We start from the raw sequence: 19,011 nt of genomic DNA on the forward strand, positions 1-19,011 counted from the left end.
GTCCTGTCAGTGAGCGGCATCACACTATGCCGTTCACTAAAGCTAGGACGTTGCTATACGTTTGCCAGGAAAAACTGACAAATTGCGCACTATATGAGAAGGAATATTCCGAAACCGATCGCCGCGGCCCAAACCAGCATCGGGATTGACCAGAGATGGAAGCGCCACCAGATACGACGATCGTTGGCCATACGCAGGGCAATCAGGTTTGCCAGCGAGCCGGGCAGCAGCCCAAACCCGCCGATGTTCACCGCCCAGGCCAGCAGCGTGTCCGGCGGAACATAGTTGAGCAGCAGAATGGTGGAAGGCACGTTGCTGATAAACTGCGACAGGCCAATCGCCGTCAGCCACAGCCCTGCCTGCGGCAGACTGCTGACGCTGTGCAGGACGGTTTGCAGTACCGGGAGCTGAATAAGCAGATGCACGTCGATGAACATCGCCATAAAGACCAGCAGCAGCGTCCAGTCCACGCTGACCAGCACGCGTCGCGCGAGGACGACAAAGCCTGCGGCAACGAGCAGGACGCCCGCCAGCTCATACTTCAGCTCCAGCGCAAAGAGAAAGACAATATATAACCCGAGGCAGCTCCACACCAGACGCGGCTGCCACTGCGGGCCCGTTGTGCCGCTGTGGTACTGCAGTTTTTTATCAGGAAACGCAAACCAGCATACCGCCAGCAGCGACAGCATCATCACCAGCGCCAGAGGGGCCATCTGCCAGGTAAAGGCGGCGAATGACAGCCCGGAACGTCCCCAGAGAAGGATATTTTGCGGATTGCCGATTGGCGTCAGAAGTGAGCCCGCATTGACGGCGAGCGCTTCAAAGATGATCAACCGGCTGACCGGGATCTCGCACAGCTTACGCAGCGTAAGCGTGAGGGGCACGATGATAAACAGCGCCACATCGTTGGTCAGAAACGTCGACAGCACCGCGGCAGAAAACACCATAAACAGGGACAGCCTGCGTTCGGTGGCAAAGCGGCGAACCATTTTACGGCCAAGAACGTCAAAGTAGCCGCTCAGCTCGACCCCTTTGGTGAGCATCATCAGGCCGCTCAGGGTAATGATGGTGCGCCAGTCAATCGCGGCGGGCCAGGCCTGCGGCGTAAACGGCACAAAGAGGCTTAACCCTGCGCCAATGAGTAATAGGAGATGGAAGAAACGATCGCGTGCCAGGGCCTGCAGTCCAGGGATTTTCATTCAGCGGAGGGACCATATTTAAGGGTAAATTCGCGAAACTTCACCAGCGTCTCTTCGCTGACGTGGTGTTCCATGCCTTCCGCATCCCGGCGGGCAATCTCCGGGCTGACGCCCAGCACCAGTAAAAAATTCTCGACAAGCTGATGGCGCTCGCGGCTCTCTTGCGCGAGTTTCTCCCCTTCCGGCGTCAGAAAAACACCGCGCCAGGGGATCATTTCAATTAAGCCCACGGAGGCCAGGCGTTTTAACATTTTAGCGACAGTTGGCTGTGAAACCCCCAGCCTGGCGGCCATATCGACCTGGCGCGCTTCACCAACCTCACGAATCAGATCGGAAATGAGTTCAACATAATCATCAATCAGTTCACGCCGGTGCGCTTCACGGACCTGGCGAAAACCTTCGACATGTTCTTCAACATTCACCAGTTGCGTCGTTTTCCTCATTGTCGGATGACCTGCGCGACGGTTCATTGTACTTCCTCAGTGGGGTGACGCTTCCAGCGCCCGGTTTCGAGAGCGCACATTGTAAACCATAGCTCTGCAAGCACAAAAAATTAACGAAATAGCCATAGCTATACAATATAGCCTGTGCTATATCTGTATGTAATGCAGTCACCCTTCATGGATCGAAGGGATCAAAACTCAGGAGGTCTTATGAATGAATTCAAGAGGTGCATGACCGTGTTTACCCACTCCCCCTTTAAAGTGCGCTTAATGCTGCTGAACATGCTGTGCGATATGTTTAACAACAAACCGCATCAGGACGATAAACCTTCCAACTAAGCGGCGTTGCGGTACGCCGCTTCATTTTCCCGTCACATTCTCGCTGTAAACTGGCTTTTAGCCGCCTTATTCCCGATCTTTTTTACGGATTTGCAATCCCCTTCGCAAAACATCTGCTTAGCAACTGTTGATATTATTTAGCGCTCGCACTATCTTCTTGCAGCCCTGCACAATTTGCGGCTCGCTGAAGCGGACCCTCATTCCCTCTCCACGCACTGTCAGGCAGGTTATGACCCTTGACGCCAGGGTGAGCACATGGCGTTTTCATCCATGATAGTGACCTATGAATGTAACCCTGATAGATACCGTTGTTACCCGCAGCCGGGCCATAAGCCCGTGGACGGGTTTTTACTTTTTGCAGTCATTACTGATTAACTTTGCGCTGGGTTATCCCTTTAGTCTGCTCTACGCGGTAGCCTTCACCTGCATTCTGCATGTGCTGTGGCGAGCCGCCCCGCGCGTGCAAAAAACAGTAATCGGGATCTGTTCGCTGATTGCTGCACTCTATTTCCCGTTCGGTCAGGCTTACGGCTCGCCAAACTTTAATACCCTGCTGGCGCTGCACTCAACCAATATGGAAGAGTCGACGGAGATCCTGACGATCTTCCCGTGGTACAGCTATGTGGTCGGGCTTTTTATCTTCGCGTTGGGCGTTATTGCCATCCGCCGTCAGTCGGGCGAGAAAAAATCCTGGGGTAAGATCGAAATACTCTGTCTGGTGTTCAGCATTGCCGTGGCGTTTGTCGCCCCCATCCAGAATATTCCCTGGGACGGTAAGTTAAGGCTCATCAATATCGGCTATCCGGTTTTCCGCTTCGTTAAAGACGTTGTTGTAAATAATAAAGAGGTTCTCGACGAACAGGCGCGCATGGCTGAGCTTTCCAATATGAAAGACACCTGGAACGTGCTGGCCGTTAAGCCGAAATATCACACCTATGTGGTGGTGATTGGCGAAAGCGCGCGTCGCGATGCAATGGGGGCGTTTGGCGGCCACTGGGACAACACCCCGTTTGCGAGTTCGGTCAAAGGCACTCTGTTTACCGATTATGTCGCGGCCAGCGGCTCAACGCAGAAATCGCTCGGTCTGACCCTTAACCGAGTGGTAGATGGTAAACCGCAGTATCAGGATAATTTTGTCACTCTGGCAAACCGCGCAGGTTATCAGACCTGGTGGTTCTCCAATCAGGGGCAAATTGGCGAATACGATACGGCCATCGCCAGCATCGCCAAACGGGCTGACGAAGTGCAGTTCCTGAAAAACGGTGATTTTGAAGCCGACAAAAACACCAAAGACGAAGCGCTGCTGAAAATGACGGCACAGGTCTTCGCCACCCCGCGCACGCAGCCTCAGCTGATCGTCCTGCACCTGATGGGGTCGCATCCGCAGGCCTGCGATCGGACTGGCGGGAAGTACGCGGAGTTCGTGCAGTCCAAAGAGACCTCGTGCTACCTCTACACCATGACGCAAACCGACGATCTGCTGAGCAAGCTGTACGATCAGCTACGCAATACGGGCGACAGCTTCTCTATGGTCTATTTCTCGGATCACGGGCTGGCGTTTAAAGAGCGTGGTAAAGAGGTGCAGTATCTGGCGCACGATGACAAGTTCCAGCAGAACTTCCAGGTGCCGTTTATGGTGCTGTCGAGTGATGATAAAACGCATCGCGTCATTAAAGCGCGCCGTTCGGCAAATGATTTCCTGCAGTTCTTCTCGCAGTGGACGGGGATTACAGCCGAACAGATAAAAACGGCTTACCCGTTTGTCTCTAACAAGAAAGCTCCCCCAGTGTACGTTACCAACTTCAAGTTACAGAAAGTTGACTACAACCATCTGGGTACGGATATTTTTGATATTAAGAGTAAGTAGCGGTTCGATGCTCTCACCTTGGCCTACGGGGGGAGAGAAAAGACAAAAAAATCCGCCACAGTGGGCGGATTTTTTATTTAATCACCGAAGTGATTAGAAGCGGTAACCTACGCCCGCGATCCAGGTGCCAACGTCAACGTTGCGGATACGGCTCTGCTCATAGGAGAAGTCCAGAGCAACGTCCTGGATTGGGTTGAACTGCAGGCCTGCGCCATAGGAGAAACCGTAGTCGCTGTTGCTTGCAGTGCGGCTTTCGCTCTGGTTTTCAGTCTGCTGGAATTTACCGTAGCCAACACCTACAACACCGTAGATGCTCGCCCAGTCATTCAGACGGTAAGCTGGACCAGCGGTGATACCGTAGTACTGGCCTTTGTTGTATGCGCCGTTTTCAGAACGATCTTTCTCGGTGTAGGTGAAAGAACCGATCACGCCCAGTGGGTTGTTATCCTGCTCGTAGCGATACTTCAGGTTGAAGCCGTTAGCTTTGTTCATCACGCCCTGATAGTCGCTCTGAGCGTAACCACCAGTAACAGTAGAAGTAGCAGCTACAGCGGTACCTGCGGAAACAGCCAGTACAGCGGCCAGTGCTGAAAGACATGCAATTTTTTTCATAACCACCTCAAATGTGCTTCAAGTAAGTCCGTAAGTTTTAAATATATCAAAAAAATTTGCGAAACTCTTTGTGATTCGTGATGTCTAATGAAACCTTTCCTGTAACAGAACGTTTCCAGCCTAAGCTATCTCTTTCAAATCACATGAAATTTTCACTACTAAATGCGCATAGTGCGCGTCTGCGCCGTTACATTCATCCAGATTATTCCTAATCTGACAGGCGATAAATCCACCAGCGCTTAACCATTTTACGGATTTCACGTGGTTTTTTTTCAACAGCGCCTCAACCGTTGCCGCATATTTCCTTTACACTGCAACCTTTACCTCATTTGACATAAGCTGACAGGAGAAAGGATGCCTGGGTTATCCCGCACATCGTCGGTCTGGTTGCCGGTCGCAGTGATACTCATTGCCATGTTGTCCATTCAAAGCGGTGCTTCGCTTGCAAAATCACTTTTTCCTCTGGTCGGTGCGCCAGGGGTGACCGCCCTGCGTATCGTGCTGGGCACGGCGATACTGGTGTTCATTTTCAAACCCTGGCGTTTGCGTTTCAAAAAGGAGCAGCGTTTACCCCTGCTGTTTTATGGACTCTCCCTGGGAGCAATGAACTATCTGTTCTACCTCTCTATTCAGACGATACCACTGGGGATCGCCGTCGCGCTGGAGTTTACCGGTCCGCTGGCGGTGGCGCTTTTCTCCTCGCGACGTCCGGTCGATTTTATCTGGGTCGTGCTAGCCGTTCTGGGCTTATGGTTCCTGCTTCCCCTGGGCCAGAGTGTCGCTGAGATTGATCTGACGGGCGCCGCGCTGGCGCTGGGTGCAGGCGCCTGCTGGGCTGTCTATATTCTCACGGGGCAGCGTGCAGGCGAAGAGCACGGTCCGGCAACGGTGGCGTTGGGTTCTCTGATTGCGGCCATCGTATTTGTGCCCATCGGCATGGCGCAGGCGACGGAATCTATCTGGCAATGGTCCGTCATGCCCATCGGACTGGCAGTCGCGATTCTCTCTACCGCACTTCCCTATTCTCTGGAGATGATTGCCCTTACGCGTCTGCCGACACGCATATTTGGCACCCTGATGAGCATGGAGCCTGCCCTTGCCGCCATTTCCGGCATGGTGTTTCTCGGCGAAACCCTCACGTTGACCCAGACGCTGGCGCTCTGCTCGATTATCGCGGCTTCAATGGGCTCTACGCTCACTATGCGCCCGGAACCTAAAGTTGAAAAGGTGGATATCAGCTAAGGCCATATATTCTGCATGGCTTCCACGCCATGCAGAATAAAGGCCAGAAAGACAGACGTTATAATTTCTTACACACTTTGCTCTATTTTCGAAATATCCCTCTACGTTTGCGTCCCCATCCAGCAATTAAGATTGATCTGTATAAATTTAAAAATTAGTCACTAATTTCAATAAATTAAATTCTCAACCCACTTCTCGCTATTAAACCGATAGGCACAGCCAAACCGCACAGAAAAAATCCGGTGCTATACTTAGTTTCGTAATTACCTGGGACATAAACATCAAGAGGATATGAGATTATGAGTACCGCTAAACTGGTGAAAACGAAAGCGTCTAATCTGCTTTATACCCGTAACGATGTACCGGACAGCGACAAAAAAGCGACCATTGAGTTGCTGAATCGCCAGGTGATCCAGTTCATCGATCTTTCGCTGATCACCAAACAGGCCCACTGGAATATGCGCGGTGCAAACTTTATTGCCGTTCATGAAATGCTGGATGGCTTCCGCACAGCACTGGTTACCCACCTCGATACGATGGCTGAACGTGCCGTTCAGCTAGGCGGCGTGGCGCTGGGAACCACGCAGGTGATCAACAGCAAAACGCCTCTGAAGAGTTATCCGCTCGATATCCATACCGTTCAGGATCACCTGAAAGAGCTGGCGGACCGCTACGCGATTGTGGCAAACGATGTGCGCAAAGCGATTGGCGAAGCCAAAGATGAAGATACTGCAGATATCTTTACCGCCGCATCCCGCGACCTGGATCAATTCCTGTGGTTCATCGAATCTAACATCGAATAATTCATACGAAATTTCTATCAAACCCTCGCCTTCCGGTGAGGGTTTTGCACATCTATGGTGCACGTTTTTTGCCTGAGACAGTGCAAAAGTGAAAAAAATGTAATAATCACCTCACACAACCGTTAACGGAAGATTGTTTTTTCGTCAGAATTTACGCTAAATATCTCCCCGTCAGTTGAGCCAAACGAAGCGCACCAAAACAGTGCTCCACTTTGGTGCAACAAAACCTCATTGCCCCATTAATTGTGCAATGCATGACATCATCCCCTTTGCAAAACAATAGCTTGTAAAGTTGGCACGATTTTTTCATTGTGCCAGCTGTTCTCGCAGGGGATCGCCCCGTGGATATAAAAGGAAATGCTATGAAGTCTGTATTAAAAGTTTCACTGGCTGCACTTACCCTGGCTTTTGCAGTGTCCTCTCAGGCTGCCGACAAACTGGTTGTGGCGACCGACACGGCGTTCGTTCCGTTTGAATTCAAACAGGGTGATAAATACGTTGGTTTTGATGTGGATCTGTGGGCCGCTATCGCAAAAGAACTCAAACTGGATTACACCCTGAAGCCTATGGACTTCAGCGGCATTATCCCGGCACTGCAAACCAAGAACGTTGATCTGGCGCTGGCAGGTATCACCATTACCGATGAACGTAAAAAAGCGATCGACTTCTCTGACGGCTACTACAAAAGCGGCCTGCTGGTCATGGTCAAAGCCGATAATAACGACGTAAAAAGCGTGAAAGATCTCGACGGCAAAGTGGTTGCGGTGAAGAGCGGCACCGGTTCTGTTGATTACGCGAAAGCAAATATCAAAACCAAAGACCTGCGCCAGTTCCCGAACATCGACAACGCGTACATGGAACTCGGCACCAACCGTGCTGACGCGGTTCTGCACGACACGCCTAACATCCTGTACTTCATCAAAACAGCCGGTAACGGTAAGTTCAAAGCCGTTGGCGAGTCTCTGGAAGCACAGCAGTACGGTATCGCGTTCCCGAAAGGCAGCGACGACCTGCGCACGAAAGTTAACGGCGCGTTGAAAACGCTGAAAGAGAACGGCACCTATAACGAAATCTACAAAAAATGGTTCGGTACCGAGCCTAAATAATAAGACGTAAAAATGACGTTAACTCGGGGGCGACCTTTCGCCCCTGCTATTTTTGAAACACGGTAACAGTAACAGGAAATTATCATGCAGTTTGACTGGAGCGCCATCTGGCCTGCCATTCCTATCTTGCTTGAAGGCGCTAAAATGACTCTGTGGATTTCGGTCCTGGGTCTGGTTGGTGGGTTGATTATCGGTCTTGTCGCCGGTTTCGCTCGCACCTACGGCGGCTGGATCGCAAACCACATCGCACTGGTTTTCATCGAAGTGATCCGCGGCACCCCTATTGTCGTGCAGGTCATGTTCATCTACTTCGCCCTGCCAATGGCATTCACCGACCTGCGCATCGACCCTTTCAGCGCAGCCGTTGTCACCATTATGATCAACTCAGGTGCCTATATTGCGGAAATCACCCGCGGTGCGGTGCTGTCGATTCATAAAGGTTTCAGTGAAGCCGGTCTGGCGTTAGGTCTTTCTCGTCGCGAAACGATCCGCCACGTTATTCTGCCGCTGGCGCTGCGTCGCATGTTGCCACCGCTCGGCAACCAGTGGATCATCAGCATTAAAGATACGTCGCTGTTCATTGTTATCGGCGTGGCCGAGCTGACCCGTCAGGGTCAGGAGATCATTGCTGGCAACTTCCGCGCGCTGGAAATCTGGAGTGCGGTAGCCGTTGTCTACCTGATCATTACTCTGGTTCTGAGCTTCGTTCTGCGTCGTCTTGAAAGAAGGATGAAAATCCTGTGATTGAATTTAAAAACGTTTCCAAGCACTTTGGCCCAACCCAGGTGCTGCACAATATCGATCTGAACATTAAACAGGGTGAAGTGGTGGTGATTATTGGGCCATCCGGCTCCGGTAAATCCACCCTGCTCCGCTGCATCAACAAGCTGGAAGAGATCACCAGCGGCGATCTTATTGTCGACGGCCTGAAGGTGAACGACCCGAAAGTGGATGACCGTCTGATTCGTCAGGAAGCGGGCATGGTGTTCCAGCAGTTCTACCTGTTCCCGCACCTGACGGCGCTGGAAAATGTGATGTTTGGCCCACTGCGCGTGCGCGGTGCCAACAAAGCGGCAGCGGAAGCGCTGGCAAAAGACCTGCTGGCGAAAGTCGGTCTGGCTGAACGTGCGCACCACTACCCTTCCGAGCTGTCCGGTGGTCAACAGCAGCGCGTGGCGATTGCCCGCGCCCTGGCGGTCAAACCGAAACTGATGCTGTTTGATGAGCCTACGTCCGCACTCGATCCGGAGCTGCGCCACGAGGTGCTGAAAGTCATGCAGGATCTGGCGGAAGAAGGGATGACGATGGTGATCGTGACCCACGAAATCGGCTTCGCTGAGAAAGTGGCGTCCCGCCTGATCTTTATTGATAAAGGCCGTATAGCGGAAGACGGTAACCCGCAGGAATTGATTGCGAACCCGCCGAGTCAGCGTTTGCAGGAGTTCCTGCAGCACGTATCCTGATCTCTCGCTTTACACGTAAGCCGGGCATGCCCGGCTTTTTTACGCCAGATTGTTCCCAAAAATCCCCCACCTCGCCTCGACTTCTATACTTATCATTTTGTTCGACATTTTCACCGGAGGACGCCGTGCCGTGGATCCTGTTGCTGTTGATTAGCCTGTTTAGTGCGCCATCGTTCGCCGTCGCGATCCCCGGCGTGACCACCGGAACAACCGCCAGCCAGCAAAATACTCCCCCGCCGGAACCGGATGTCGAACAGAAAAAAGCCGCCTACAGCGCCCTCGCCGACGTCCTCGAAAACGACACCTCCCGGCAGGAACTCATCAGCCAGCTGAGGAAAGTGGCCGCCACGCCGCCGCAGGAGCCGGTGCCTGTCATCACCCCTCCCCAGGTGGAGGAGCAAAAAACGGTGCTGGAAAATGTCACCGACGTAAGCCGCCACTATGGGGAAGCCCTCTCCTCGCGCTTTGCTCAGCTCTACCGCAACCTGATTGGATCACCGCATAAGCCGTTTAATCCACACACGTTTACCGCCGCAGCCGCGCAGTTCCTGATGCTGGCCGGTGCGGTATTTCTTTTTTACTGGCTGGTGCGCCTGTGCGCGTGGCCGCTGTACCGCAAAATGGGACAATGGGGACGAAGGAAGAATCAGCATAAAAGCAGCTGGCTGCACCTGCCGCTGATGATCGCCTCAGCGTTTATCATCGATTTACTGCTGCTGGCCTTGACGCTGTTTTTAGGCCAGATGCTCGCCGACAGGCTGAACGCGGGCAATAAAACCATCGCATTTCAGCAGTCGCTTTTCCTGAATGCCTTTGCCCTGATCGAGTTCTTTAAGGCGCTGCTGCGGTTACTCTTTTGTCCGCACGTACCGGAGCTACGTCCCTTCTCAATTCGCGATGCGAGCGCCAGGTACTGGGCGCTGCGTCTGAGCGTGCTCAGCGGGCTGATTGGCTACGGTCTGCTGGTTGCCGTGCCGATCATCTCCAACCAGGTAAACGTCCAGTTTGGCGCGCTGGCAAACGTCATTATCATGATCTGCATTACCTTCTGGTCGCTGTATCTTATCTTCCACAATAAAAAAACCATTACCCAAAGCCTGCTGAATCTGGCCGATCGCTCCCTTTCGTTCTTTAGCCTCTTTAACCGCGCTTTCGCCCTGGTGTGGCACTGGCTGGCAAGCGCCTACTTCATCGTATTGTGCTTCTTCTCGCTGTTCGACCCGGGCAATAGCCTGAAATTTATGATGGGGGCGACGTTCAAAAGCCTCGCCATTATCGGCATCGCGGCGTTTGTGTCGGGGCTGCTGTCACGCTGGATTTCGAAAACCATCACCCTATCGCCGCAGGTACAGCGTAATTACCCGGAACTGCAAAAACGGGTAAACGGCTGGATGTCGGTATCGCTGAAGGTGGCGCGCATCCTCACCGTCTGCGTGGCGATCATGCTGCTCCTGAATGCCTGGAGCCTGTTTGATTTCTGGAACTGGCTGCACAACGGTGCGGGTGAGAAAACGGTCGACATCCTGATTCGCATCGCGTTGATTTTGTTCTTCTCTGCCGTCGGCTGGACGCTGCTGGCGAGCCTCATCGAGAATCGTCTGGTATCGGATATTCACGGCAGGCCTCTGCCCAGCGCGCGGGCAAGAACGCTGTTAACGTTGTTCCGTAACGCGCTGGCGGTCATTATCAGTACCATCACCATCATGATTGTGCTGTCGGAAATCGGGGTGAATATCGCCCCGCTGCTGGCCGGTGCCGGTGCCCTGGGCCTGGCGATCTCCTTCGGGTCGCAAACGCTGGTGAAGGATATTATTACCGGCATCTTTATCCAGTTTGAGAACGGGATGAACACGGGCGATCTGGTAACCATAGGGCCGTTAACCGGCACCGTTGAGAGGATGTCCATCCGTTCAGTTGGCGTGCGTCAGGACACCGGGGCGTACCACATCATTCCCTGGTCCTCGATAACCACCTTCGCCAACTTTGTGCGCGGCATTGGTTCCGTGGTGGCGAACTACGATGTGGATCGTCATGAGGATGCCGATAAAGCGAAGCAGGCGCTGCGCGATGCGGTAGAAGAGCTGATGCAGATGGAGGATATTCGCGGACTGGTGATTGGCGAGCCGTCATTTGCCGGCATTGTCGGGCTGACGAACACGGCGTTTACCCTGCGCGTGTCTTTCACCACCCAGCCGCTGAAGCAATGGACGGTGCGCTTTGCCCTCGACAGCATGGTGAAAAAACACTTCGATCTGGCGAACGTGCGGATGCCCGTGCAGACGTATCAGGTACTGCCGCCGCCCGCATCGCCGCTCCCTCCGCAGGAGCCGACGCTGTAGCCTGGTTGCCGGGTGGCGGCTTCGCCTTACCCGGCCTGCGACGGAGTGCTATTTGCGACGTTTGTTATTGTCCATAAACGACCAGGCGATAAAGCGGCTTTGCTTCTGGCCCTGCGCCATCTCTTTTTTCACCACTTTTACGGCGCCCGCCTCGGTCAGGGCGCGGTAAAGTGGCGGCAGGTTATCTCCGCGGGATACCAGCGTCGTGAACCACTTAACCTGACGGCCAAACTGTTTGCTTTCCGCAATCATGCGCAGGATAAACGCCACTTCGCCCCCTTCACACCAGAGCTCCTGCTGCTGACCACCGAAATTCAGCGCGGCATCCTCAGCCTGACCCAGGTTGCGGCGCTTGCGCTCGCTGCCCGCACGGGCCGATGCCGCCGAATCATGGAAAGGTGGATTGCACATCGTGGCGTCATAGCTTTCGTTTTTGTGAATAATGCCGTTGAAGATCGAAGCCGTATCTTTCTGTCGACGCAGGCGAATGGCGCGGCTTAATCCCGGGTTAGCGTTGATAATCGCCTGGGCGCTGGCAAAGGCCTCGTCACCGATTTCACTTCCGGTAAAGCGCCACTGGTATTCATGCGCGCCAATCAGCGGGTAAATCAGGTTTGCCCCGGTGCCAATATCCAGAATGGTGGCCTGCTGTGGAACGACACCCTCATTACCTTCGGCAAGAAGGTCGGCAAGGTGGTGAATGTAATCAGCCCGGCCCGGTACGGGTGGACAGAGAAAGCCTTCCGGAATATCCCAGTTCGCCACACCGTAAAAATGCGCCAGCAGGGCTTTGTTCAGCATTTTCACCGCCTGCGGGTCAGCGAAGTTGACCGAGGGCTCACCCGCTGGGGTCTGAACAAGGTAGTCCTGCAGCGGCGGGCAGCTCAGGCATAACGCGTTCATGTCGTAGCGGCTGCGGTGGCGATTTCGCGGGTGTAATCCCGGCTTTTGGGCAGTCATGGCATTCTCCTTTAAACAGCGGCGTAAGATACCCTGTGCTGGCTCAACGGTAAATCTTTCTCTGCGGCGCTTAGAAACTCGCCATAAATCAAGCACCTTTATGTCTATGATCCGTCAGCGAATTGTCAACTTATATCGTTCAAAAAATAAGCAGATCATCATCAAATATTTGCGCTAAGTCACACTCGTCAGGCTTCTAAACTTAAGGGGAATCACCTGTTGTTTCCTCATGAGGATGTGATTATGAAAAAGTACCTGACCCTTGCTGTTATCGCAGCCGCCCTGACGACCGCGTCATTTTCTGCCATGGCCGTTCAGTCGCTGACCCAGAGTACCGACACCAGCCAGCTTCGTCCTGCGGGCACCGTTTCGGTTAGCCGCGCCAGTAACCTTGACGATCTACAGGCTAAACTTGCTGAAAAAGCCCGCCAGGAGGGTGCAAAAGGATTCGTGGTGAACTCCGCTGGCGGTGACAACCATATGTACGGCACCGCGACCATCTATAAATAATCTTTCTCTTCCACAAGACTGCATCTGCCCAACGGGTGCAGTTCTCTTCTCCCTTCACCTTGATTGTTCATTTTTTAACCCCATAGTGAACGTATAGCTTAAACCGATTTCAGGAGGGTGCTATGGCTTCCGGCTGGGCAAATGACGACGCTGTTAACGAACAGATCAACAGTACTATTGAAGATGCGGTTGCGCGTGCCCGCGGTGAAATTCCGCGCGGCGAAAGCCTAACTGAATGTGAAGAATGCGGAGACCCCATTCCGAAAGCGCGCCGAAAAGCCATTCCCGGCGTAAGGCTTTGTATTACCTGTCAGCAGCATAAAGATTCGAAAAACTCATCGCACTCGGGATATAATCGCAGAGGTTCGAAAGACAGCCAGCTACGTTGACTTTCCTTTACCTAAGCTAAACGCGCACTCCCCTAGCTTTACGCTCACGATTTTTAGCGAACCGCGTAGCAAAATGTGCCCTTCATTTCACTTCTGTAAAGCGTATCCGCAAGAAGTGTAAAGCGGTGATTTGATTTTATTAATATTCAATAAGTTATTTGTCATTCAATTTTTTTGAGCAACCACGTCAATTCTCTTCGATTTTATCTCTCGAGAAAAACCGTGATACTTATCACATCGACGGAACATCGTCCCCTTAACAGAAACACTGCGAGAGATTAATTATGAAAACCATCAAATATGCTGTAGCTGCTGTTGCCCTGTCCGCTCTGTCTTTCGGCGCTTTCGCTGTCGAGCCTGTCTCTTCTACTCAGGCACAGAACATGAATAAAGTCGGTGTGGTCAGTGCTGATGGCGCCACCACGCTGGACGGCCTGGAAGCCAAACTGGCTGAAAAAGCCGCTGCTGCTGGTGCAAGTGGATACACCATTACTTCCGCTAACGGTAATAACAAGCTGAGCGGTACCGCGGTTATCTACAAGTAATCGACTGAATGAATGCTGTCCCCTCGCCATACCCTCTGGTGAGCTGCTCCACCCTCATTGACCCTGTTGTTGTTACCCTTGCTTGCCCGTCCGCCACTGGACGGGCTTTTTTTTGTCTAAAACGCCTGCGCCACACGTTCAAGCCCGGCCTGGACAGATTCCACTTCGCCGGTTGCCAGCAAACAGCAGGCCATTTGCAGCTTAATCGAATGCGGAACAGGAACATTTCCGGCGAGGCACTGCTCAATCCAGTGGGCTGTAGTATGGGGATCTTTTGCCTCAGGCAATATCACGCCGGTATTCTCTTCCCCACGCTCAAGAATGGCGCGCGTACCTGAAGAATCAATCAGCATGACCTGCGGGCAGCGCTGCGGGTTCGCATAAACCTCGCCTTCCGTGCCGTGCATCAATAGCGCCCTTGCGCCAATTGCCTCAAAGAATTGCCCCACACGCGCCACGTATTCCGGGTGCGAGACGCTGGAGAGACGCAGGGCGGCATCTTCGCCAAACGGCGTGGCCAGTTTTGCCAGCGTATGCGCGCTGTTGCGCACGCCCATGCGCCAGCGCATATCGAGTTGCTTCTCCAGCGGCGGGCAGAGCGTGCCGACCGGGATATAAACAGGCTGATGGCCATCCAGCTTAGCCTGCGCCTGACCGGCATGACGCGTTGGTTCAATCCCCAACATCCCGAAAATGGTCTCCGTTAGCACGCGGGTGGGATCTTCGCTTACGCCGTGCACCACCACCGGGAATCCCAGCTTGTGTAATAAGATAGCGAGCAGCGGAGTTAAATTTGCCTGCTTGCGCGCACCGTTGTAGCTCGGGATCACGATCGGCATAGGTTTTGCCACCGGCGGCGTTAAGCGCAGCGTTTGTGCCTGCATGGCTTCATAGAAGCCATGCATCTCCGCTTCACCTTCGCCTTTAATACGCAGCGCAATAAGGATACCGCCCAACTCAAGCTCCGGAACCTCGCCGTTAAGCATACGGGTGTAAAGCGCGCGAGCAGTTTCATGGTCCAGGTCGCGGGCATGGTGCTTCCCACGCCCTACCTCTTTGATAATTTTACGATAATCCACGACATTTCTCCTTACAGCAGGTTATCAACAATATAGCCCTGATAATAACTCCGCCGTTAGTTTTTTTGGCCGCCCTGCTGAATTTTATAATTAATTGTTTTGTTGAGGAAATTTATTTTGCAAGAATTAATTGAATTATTTGGAAGCCGCGCGGGACCTTTCCCGGCCCGAGTTTTCTGATTAAATAACCAGCGGTGAGTAGTTGAGACATAACTTCGAATAATGCGTGATGCAGAAGTCGAAAGGAGAAATATACAGGTTTAAATATGAAAAAAGTCACTTTAGGTTTATTCATTACTGCCGCGCTGGGATGCTCTGCATCTTCGTTCGCAGCATCCACCGGTGAAGGGCAAATTAACTTCACAGGTGAAATTATCGATTCCGCCTGTCAGGTCGTTAACGGCTTAAGCAGTCCGCTGAATGTTGCGCTGGGCAAAGTATCCAAAACAACATTTACTGGTGTAGGCTCTACCAGCACCTTAACGAAATTTGATATTCAGTTAAAAGACTGCCCGGAAACGGTCACGTCTGCAGCCATTAATTTCGGTGGTACGCCAGATGCGGACAATAACACCACGCTGTCTTTGACCCCGGGTGCGACGACTGCAACTGGCGTGGCGATTCAGCTGGTTGATTCTTCCGAACAGCCTGTCAGTTTATATACGCCTTCAAAGCAGTATCCTTTAGCTGCTGGAACGACGGTAAATAATCTGGAGTTTGGCGCGCGTTATATTCAGACTCAGGCATCGATCACTGCCGGCCAGGCTAATTCAGCCTCTACTTTTACAGTGATTTATAACTGATACGACCAATGAGGAGATATTCGTCTTCATGCGAAGGCTAATATTTCCTCTTTCATTGAGACAGATTTATGCGACACAGTTATTTATTAAGCGCACTTTTACTGACCGCAGTAACAGCCCATGCAGGTGTGATTATTAATGGCACTCGACTGGTTTATCAGGGAGAGAAAAAAGAGTCTTCGATTGGGATTTCCAATCCGGATGAGATTAACTATCTGGTACAGTCCTGGGTGGATACCGGTTTGAAAAAAGGCGGTAAAGCGCCATTTCTGATTACTCCACCTCTGTTCCGTCTGAACGCTAAAGAAGATAACGTGTTGCGTGTGGTTCGTACCGGCGGAAATATGCCAGAAGACCGCGAGTCGTTGTACTGGTTAAATATTAAAGCCATTCCTTCTTCAAGCCATGAAGAGGGCATTAATACATTACAAATAGCCATTAATACCCGAATTAAATTGCTGTATCGCCCTGCATCGATTAAAGGCAAACCCGAAGAAGTTGCTGACAAACTGGAATGGCACCGCGAAGGCAATGCTCTGGTAGTAAACAACCCCACGCCTTTCTATATGAATTTCCAGAGCGTTACGCTGAACGGCCAAAAAGTGGCAAAAGCGACCTGGGCTGTGCCAAATACCTCTACCCGCTTTGCTCTTCCGACAAATATGAGCGGTAACACCGTAAGCTGGTCGGTCATTACCGATTACGGAAGCATCAGTAAAACCTGGTCTGCATCCGTTCGTTAATACTCTGTTGACGCCTGAATAATCATGTACAGCACAAATAAGCCGCTATTACGTCGACTGCGTGAAATGCTGCCCACTTTTTTTGGAATAGCGGTGACATGCTGCGCGCTGCAGGCCCACGCTGATGATTATTTTAACCCTGCCCTGCTGGATATTGATAATCCAGAACAGGCAAAGACCGATCTCTCTGTTTATGAAAAAGGTCCCGGTCAGGCGCCAGGTAAATACCAGGTCACGGTGTTCGTCAATAACAATAAAATCGACACACGTGACGTCCTTTTTACATTACAAAAAGATGCCCAGGGAGATGATTCACTGCAGCCTTGCCTGAGTCTGGATGAATTAACGCGTCTGGGCATCAAAACCAAAGATTATCCAAAGCTGGCGGCAAAAGGGGAATGCGCGGACCTCAGCGCCATTCCTTCGGCCTCGGCAACTTTCCGCATCAAAAACCAGCAACTACTGCTGAGTATTCCCCAGTCGGCTCTGGGCCAGGTGCCTCGCGGCTACATCGATCCGAAAGAGTATGACGAAGGGATCACCGCGGGCATCCTGAACTATAGCGTTAACGCCAGCCAAAGCCGCGCTCGCCAGCAAGGGGAAGCGGACAACAGCAGCCAGTTTATTAACCTGCGCCCCGGTTTTAACATTGGTGCCTGGCGCGTGCGTAATTACAGCACCTGGAACCACAATTCGGATGGCGGTCAGGACGACGGCAAGCTGAACACGGTCTATACCTATGCCCAGCGCGATATCGTGGGGCTGAAGAGCGAGCTGACCGTGGGACAGAGCAGCACCCAGGCCGACGTTTTCGACAGTGTCTCTTACACTGGCGCACAGCTGGCTACCGAAAGCGACATGCTGCCGGACAGCGAGCGCGGGTATGCCCCGGTGGTACGCGGTACGGCGCACAGTAACGCCCAGGTGGTGGTTCGCCAGAATGGCTACGTTATCTACCAAAACACCGTCGCCCCAGGCGCGTTTGAGATTAACGATCTCTACCCTACCGGCAGCAGCGGCGATCTGAACGTCACGGTAAAAGAGACCGACGGCAGCGAGAGTCATTTCGTGGTGCCGTTTGCCTCCGTGCCTGTGCTGCAGCGGGAAAAACACCTGAAGTACAGCGTCGCTGCGGGGCGCTACCGTTCATACGATAAAGAGGTTGAGAAGACCCCTTTCACCCAGGGCAGCGCCATCTATGGCCTGTCACACGGCGTCACCGTTTACGGCGGTACGCAACAGAGTTCGCATTACCACTCCGCCGCGCTCGGCGCAGGGAAAAACTTTGGCGACCTCGGAGCGTTCTCCCTGGACGTTACCCGCGCCAAAGCGTTACTGAAAAAGCGCAAAACCAGCAAAGGGCAATCCCTTCGTCTGCGCTATAGCAAAAATTTTACCGCGACCGGCACTAACTTTTCGCTGGCGGGTTATCGCTACAACAGCAAAGGCTTTTATACCCTGCAGGACACCATGGAGTCCTGGACCAGTGCAAACGACTGGTCCGCTCCACAGCAGCGCCGCTCGCGGGCGGAGGCCACCATCGACCAGACCCTGGGCGACAAGTGGGGTTCCGTGACGCTAAGCCTGGTGAAAGAGCGTTACTGGAGCCAAAGTCAGGATATGACCTCCCTGAGCGTTAACTACAACAACAGCTGGCACGGCGTGAGCTATAGCCTGAGCTACAGCGTCAATAAAAACAGCAACGACACGGACGAGGACGGTAAATCCATCAGCTATGACCGACAAATCGACCTCAACGTGTCGGTTCCACTCGACCGATGGCTGCCTAACACCTGGGCAAACTACAGCCTGAACAACAGTAAAGACGGCACCACTCACAACCTGGGCATGAATGGTACCGCGCTGGAGGGAGACAAGCTGAGCTGGAACGTTCAGCAGGGGCTGGACAGCGCCAATAACAACACCGCCACCAGTATGAATGCGGATTACAAAGGCACCTACGGTGAAGTGCACGGCGGCGTAAGCCAGGACAGCCATCAGCACACCGTGAACGCCGGGATCCAGGGCGGCATTGTCGCCCACTCTGACGGCATCACCTTCGGTCAGACCCTGGGAGAAACCGTGGTGCTGATTAAAGCGCCGGGCACGCATGGCACACACGTTGCCAACCAGACGGGCGTGGAAACGGACTATCGCGGCTATACGCTGGTGCCGTTTGTCACTCCGTGGCATCACACCCCAATTTCGCTGGACACGGAGACACTGCCAGAAGATGCCGACGTGACGCACGCCTCGCAGACGGTTACGCCAACACGCGGCGCGATAGTTCGCGCCAGCTTCGATACTCGCGTGGGCAACCGCGTCTTAATGACGCTGGCCTGGAAAGACAAACCGCTGCCCTTCGGCGCAACGGTCACCACGGAAGATAAGAGCAGTGAATTTATCGTCGGTAACGATGGACTGGTGTATCTCACCGGACTGCCGCAGCACGGACGCCTTTTCGTTTCCTGGGGCAAGGAGCGGAGCGAGCATTGCGTCGCCGATTACGCCCTGATGCAAGAGAAGGAAAACACCAACATTATTAACGCTGCCGCGCAGTGTCACTGAT

19 protein-coding genes are annotated in these 19,011 nt (G+C 53.0%); 14 read left to right on the top strand and 5 right to left on the bottom strand.

The genetic code is table 11. The features are described 5' to 3' along the window. Window positions 1-89: 89 nt before the first annotated feature. Both USH94_RS07290 and mntR read right to left on the bottom strand, forming a co-directional pair. A complete protein-coding gene (locus USH94_RS07290; RefSeq protein ID WP_111963844.1) occupies window positions 90-1,199 on the bottom strand; it encodes an anion transporter in 1,110 nt (369 codons plus the stop codon). Next, the gene (gene mntR / locus USH94_RS07295) at window positions 1,196-1,669 is read right to left on the bottom strand and encodes a manganese-binding transcriptional regulator MntR (protein WP_023310887.1); all 474 of its coding nucleotides are present in this window, start codon (window positions 1,667-1,669) and stop codon (window positions 1,196-1,198) included. The genes USH94_RS07290 and mntR overlap by 4 nt, the downstream gene beginning before the upstream one ends. A 183-nt stretch (window positions 1,670-1,852) precedes the next feature. Between mntR and mntS the strand changes: the two genes are divergently transcribed. Together mntS and USH94_RS07305 are read left to right on the top strand one after the other, a co-directional pair. Further along, a complete protein-coding gene (mntS, locus tag USH94_RS07300) occupies window positions 1,853-1,981 on the top strand; it encodes a manganase accumulation protein MntS (protein WP_111963843.1) in 129 nt (42 codons plus the stop codon). A gap of 283 nt (window positions 1,982-2,264) precedes the next feature. Continuing rightward, a complete protein-coding gene (locus tag USH94_RS07305; RefSeq protein WP_111963842.1) occupies window positions 2,265-3,848 on the top strand; it encodes a phosphoethanolamine transferase in 1,584 nt (527 codons plus the stop codon). 93 nt (window positions 3,849-3,941) lie between these two features. On the opposite strand, the gene ompX is transcribed toward USH94_RS07305, so the two are convergent. After that, window positions 3,942-4,460, bottom strand: a complete 519-nt coding sequence (ompX, locus tag USH94_RS07310) for an outer membrane protein OmpX (RefSeq protein ID WP_023310884.1) — start codon at window positions 4,458-4,460, stop codon at window positions 3,942-3,944. A gap of 354 nt (window positions 4,461-4,814) precedes the next feature. Between ompX and rhtA the strand changes: the two genes are divergently transcribed. The 6 genes from rhtA to ybiO all read left to right on the top strand — a co-directional run bounded on the left by rhtA (window position 4,815) and on the right by ybiO (window position 11,413). Beyond that, a complete protein-coding gene (gene rhtA / locus USH94_RS07315; RefSeq protein WP_111963841.1) occupies window positions 4,815-5,702 on the top strand; it encodes a threonine/homoserine exporter RhtA in 888 nt (295 codons plus the stop codon). 299 nt (window positions 5,703-6,001) lie between these two features. Further along, on the top strand, window positions 6,002-6,505 hold the full coding sequence (gene dps, locus USH94_RS07320) for a DNA starvation/stationary phase protection protein Dps (protein ID WP_063408106.1): 504 nt from the start codon (window positions 6,002-6,004) through the stop codon (window positions 6,503-6,505). A 362-nt stretch (window positions 6,506-6,867) separates the two neighbouring features. Further along, entirely contained in the window at window positions 6,868-7,611 is a 744-nt protein-coding gene (gene glnH, locus USH94_RS07325) for a glutamine ABC transporter substrate-binding protein GlnH (RefSeq protein ID WP_013097464.1), read from the top strand. Window positions 7,612-7,695: 84 nt separating this feature from the next. Then, window positions 7,696-8,355, top strand: a complete 660-nt coding sequence (gene glnP / locus USH94_RS07330; RefSeq protein ID WP_014169254.1) for a glutamine ABC transporter permease GlnP — start codon at window positions 7,696-7,698, stop codon at window positions 8,353-8,355. After that, entirely contained in the window at window positions 8,352-9,074 is a 723-nt protein-coding gene (gene glnQ / locus USH94_RS07335) for a glutamine ABC transporter ATP-binding protein GlnQ (RefSeq protein WP_111963840.1), read from the top strand. The genes glnP and glnQ overlap by 4 nt, the downstream gene beginning before the upstream one ends. Before the next feature lie 125 nt (window positions 9,075-9,199). Continuing rightward, window positions 9,200-11,413 carry a mechanosensitive channel protein gene (ybiO, locus tag USH94_RS07340; RefSeq protein WP_111963839.1) on the top strand — a complete coding sequence of 738 codons (2,214 nt, stop codon included), beginning with the start codon at window positions 9,200-9,202 and terminating at the stop codon, window positions 11,411-11,413. 48 nt (window positions 11,414-11,461) lie between these two features. Here ybiO and rlmF read toward each other — a convergent pair whose 3' ends face one another. Then, window positions 11,462-12,373: a 23S rRNA (adenine(1618)-N(6))-methyltransferase RlmF gene (gene rlmF / locus USH94_RS07345; RefSeq protein WP_181574018.1), complete on the bottom strand. Its 912-nt coding sequence runs from the start codon at window positions 12,371-12,373 to the stop codon at window positions 11,462-11,464. Window positions 12,374-12,616: 243 nt separating this feature from the next. Between rlmF and mcbA the strand changes: the two genes are divergently transcribed. The 3 genes from mcbA (at window position 12,617) to ybiJ (ending at window position 13,817) form a co-directional block, all read left to right on the top strand. Then, window positions 12,617-12,883, top strand: a complete 267-nt coding sequence (gene mcbA, locus USH94_RS07350; protein WP_111963837.1) for a DUF1471 family periplasmic protein McbA — start codon at window positions 12,617-12,619, stop codon at window positions 12,881-12,883. Window positions 12,884-13,005: 122 nt separating this feature from the next. Further along, window positions 13,006-13,272: a DksA/TraR family C4-type zinc finger protein gene (locus USH94_RS07355; protein WP_111963836.1), complete on the top strand. Its 267-nt coding sequence runs from the start codon at window positions 13,006-13,008 to the stop codon at window positions 13,270-13,272. Between the two features lie 284 nt (window positions 13,273-13,556). Further along, a complete protein-coding gene (gene ybiJ / locus USH94_RS07360) occupies window positions 13,557-13,817 on the top strand; it encodes a DUF1471 family protein YbiJ (RefSeq protein ID WP_023310874.1) in 261 nt (86 codons plus the stop codon). 116 nt (window positions 13,818-13,933) lie between these two features. Here the strand turns inward: ybiJ and ybiB are convergent, their stop codons facing one another. Continuing rightward, on the bottom strand, window positions 13,934-14,896 hold the full coding sequence (ybiB, locus tag USH94_RS07365; RefSeq protein ID WP_111963835.1) for a DNA-binding protein YbiB: 963 nt from the start codon (window positions 14,894-14,896) through the stop codon (window positions 13,934-13,936). A 266-nt stretch (window positions 14,897-15,162) separates the two neighbouring features. Between ybiB and USH94_RS07370 the strand changes: the two genes are divergently transcribed. From USH94_RS07370 to USH94_RS07380, 3 genes are all read left to right on the top strand, one after another. Next, complete coding sequence (locus USH94_RS07370) at window positions 15,163-15,699, top strand: fimbrial protein (RefSeq protein WP_111963834.1); 537 nt, start codon at window positions 15,163-15,165, stop codon at window positions 15,697-15,699. 68 nt (window positions 15,700-15,767) lie between these two features. After that, on the top strand, window positions 15,768-16,442 hold the full coding sequence (locus tag USH94_RS07375; RefSeq protein WP_111963833.1) for a molecular chaperone: 675 nt from the start codon (window positions 15,768-15,770) through the stop codon (window positions 16,440-16,442). Between the two features lie 24 nt (window positions 16,443-16,466). Next, a complete protein-coding gene (locus USH94_RS07380) occupies window positions 16,467-19,010 on the top strand; it encodes a fimbria/pilus outer membrane usher protein (RefSeq protein ID WP_111963832.1) in 2,544 nt (847 codons plus the stop codon). The last annotated feature ends 1 nt before the right edge of the window (window position 19,011 follow it).

Origin of the sequence: Enterobacter sp. 148H3 (genome assembly GCF_034107425.1) — a bacterium.
In the GTDB taxonomy this organism is placed as follows: domain Bacteria; phylum Pseudomonadota; class Gammaproteobacteria; order Enterobacterales; family Enterobacteriaceae; genus Enterobacter; species Enterobacter vonholyi.

What these genes read in the sequence shown, in the direction of transcription:
- USH94_RS07380 (WP_111963832.1), top strand. Translation starts at nt 16,467, where the DNA reads ATGTACAGCACAAATAAGCCGCTATTACGTCGACTGCGTGAAATGCTG.
- mntR (WP_023310887.1), bottom strand. Translation starts at nt 1,669, where the DNA reads ATGAACCGTCGCGCAGGTCATCCGACAATGAGGAAAACGACGCAACTG.
- ompX (WP_023310884.1), bottom strand. Translation starts at nt 4,460, where the DNA reads ATGAAAAAAATTGCATGTCTTTCAGCACTGGCCGCTGTACTGGCTGTT.
- rlmF (WP_181574018.1), bottom strand. Translation starts at nt 12,373, where the DNA reads ATGACTGCCCAAAAGCCGGGATTACACCCGCGAAATCGCCACCGCAGC.
- USH94_RS07305 (WP_111963842.1), top strand. Translation starts at nt 2,265, where the DNA reads ATGAATGTAACCCTGATAGATACCGTTGTTACCCGCAGCCGGGCCATA.
- USH94_RS07370 (WP_111963834.1), top strand. Translation starts at nt 15,163, where the DNA reads ATGAAAAAAGTCACTTTAGGTTTATTCATTACTGCCGCGCTGGGATGC.
- mcbA (WP_111963837.1), top strand. Translation starts at nt 12,617, where the DNA reads ATGAAAAAGTACCTGACCCTTGCTGTTATCGCAGCCGCCCTGACGACC.
- glnP (WP_014169254.1), top strand. Translation starts at nt 7,696, where the DNA reads ATGCAGTTTGACTGGAGCGCCATCTGGCCTGCCATTCCTATCTTGCTT.
- rhtA (WP_111963841.1), top strand. Translation starts at nt 4,815, where the DNA reads ATGCCTGGGTTATCCCGCACATCGTCGGTCTGGTTGCCGGTCGCAGTG.
- USH94_RS07355 (WP_111963836.1), top strand. Translation starts at nt 13,006, where the DNA reads ATGGCTTCCGGCTGGGCAAATGACGACGCTGTTAACGAACAGATCAAC.
- glnH (WP_013097464.1), top strand. Translation starts at nt 6,868, where the DNA reads ATGAAGTCTGTATTAAAAGTTTCACTGGCTGCACTTACCCTGGCTTTT.
- USH94_RS07375 (WP_111963833.1), top strand. Translation starts at nt 15,768, where the DNA reads ATGCGACACAGTTATTTATTAAGCGCACTTTTACTGACCGCAGTAACA.
- dps (WP_063408106.1), top strand. Translation starts at nt 6,002, where the DNA reads ATGAGTACCGCTAAACTGGTGAAAACGAAAGCGTCTAATCTGCTTTAT.
- USH94_RS07290 (WP_111963844.1), bottom strand. Translation starts at nt 1,199, where the DNA reads ATGAAAATCCCTGGACTGCAGGCCCTGGCACGCGATCGTTTCTTCCAT.
- mntS (WP_111963843.1), top strand. Translation starts at nt 1,853, where the DNA reads ATGAATGAATTCAAGAGGTGCATGACCGTGTTTACCCACTCCCCCTTT.
- ybiJ (WP_023310874.1), top strand. Translation starts at nt 13,557, where the DNA reads ATGAAAACCATCAAATATGCTGTAGCTGCTGTTGCCCTGTCCGCTCTG.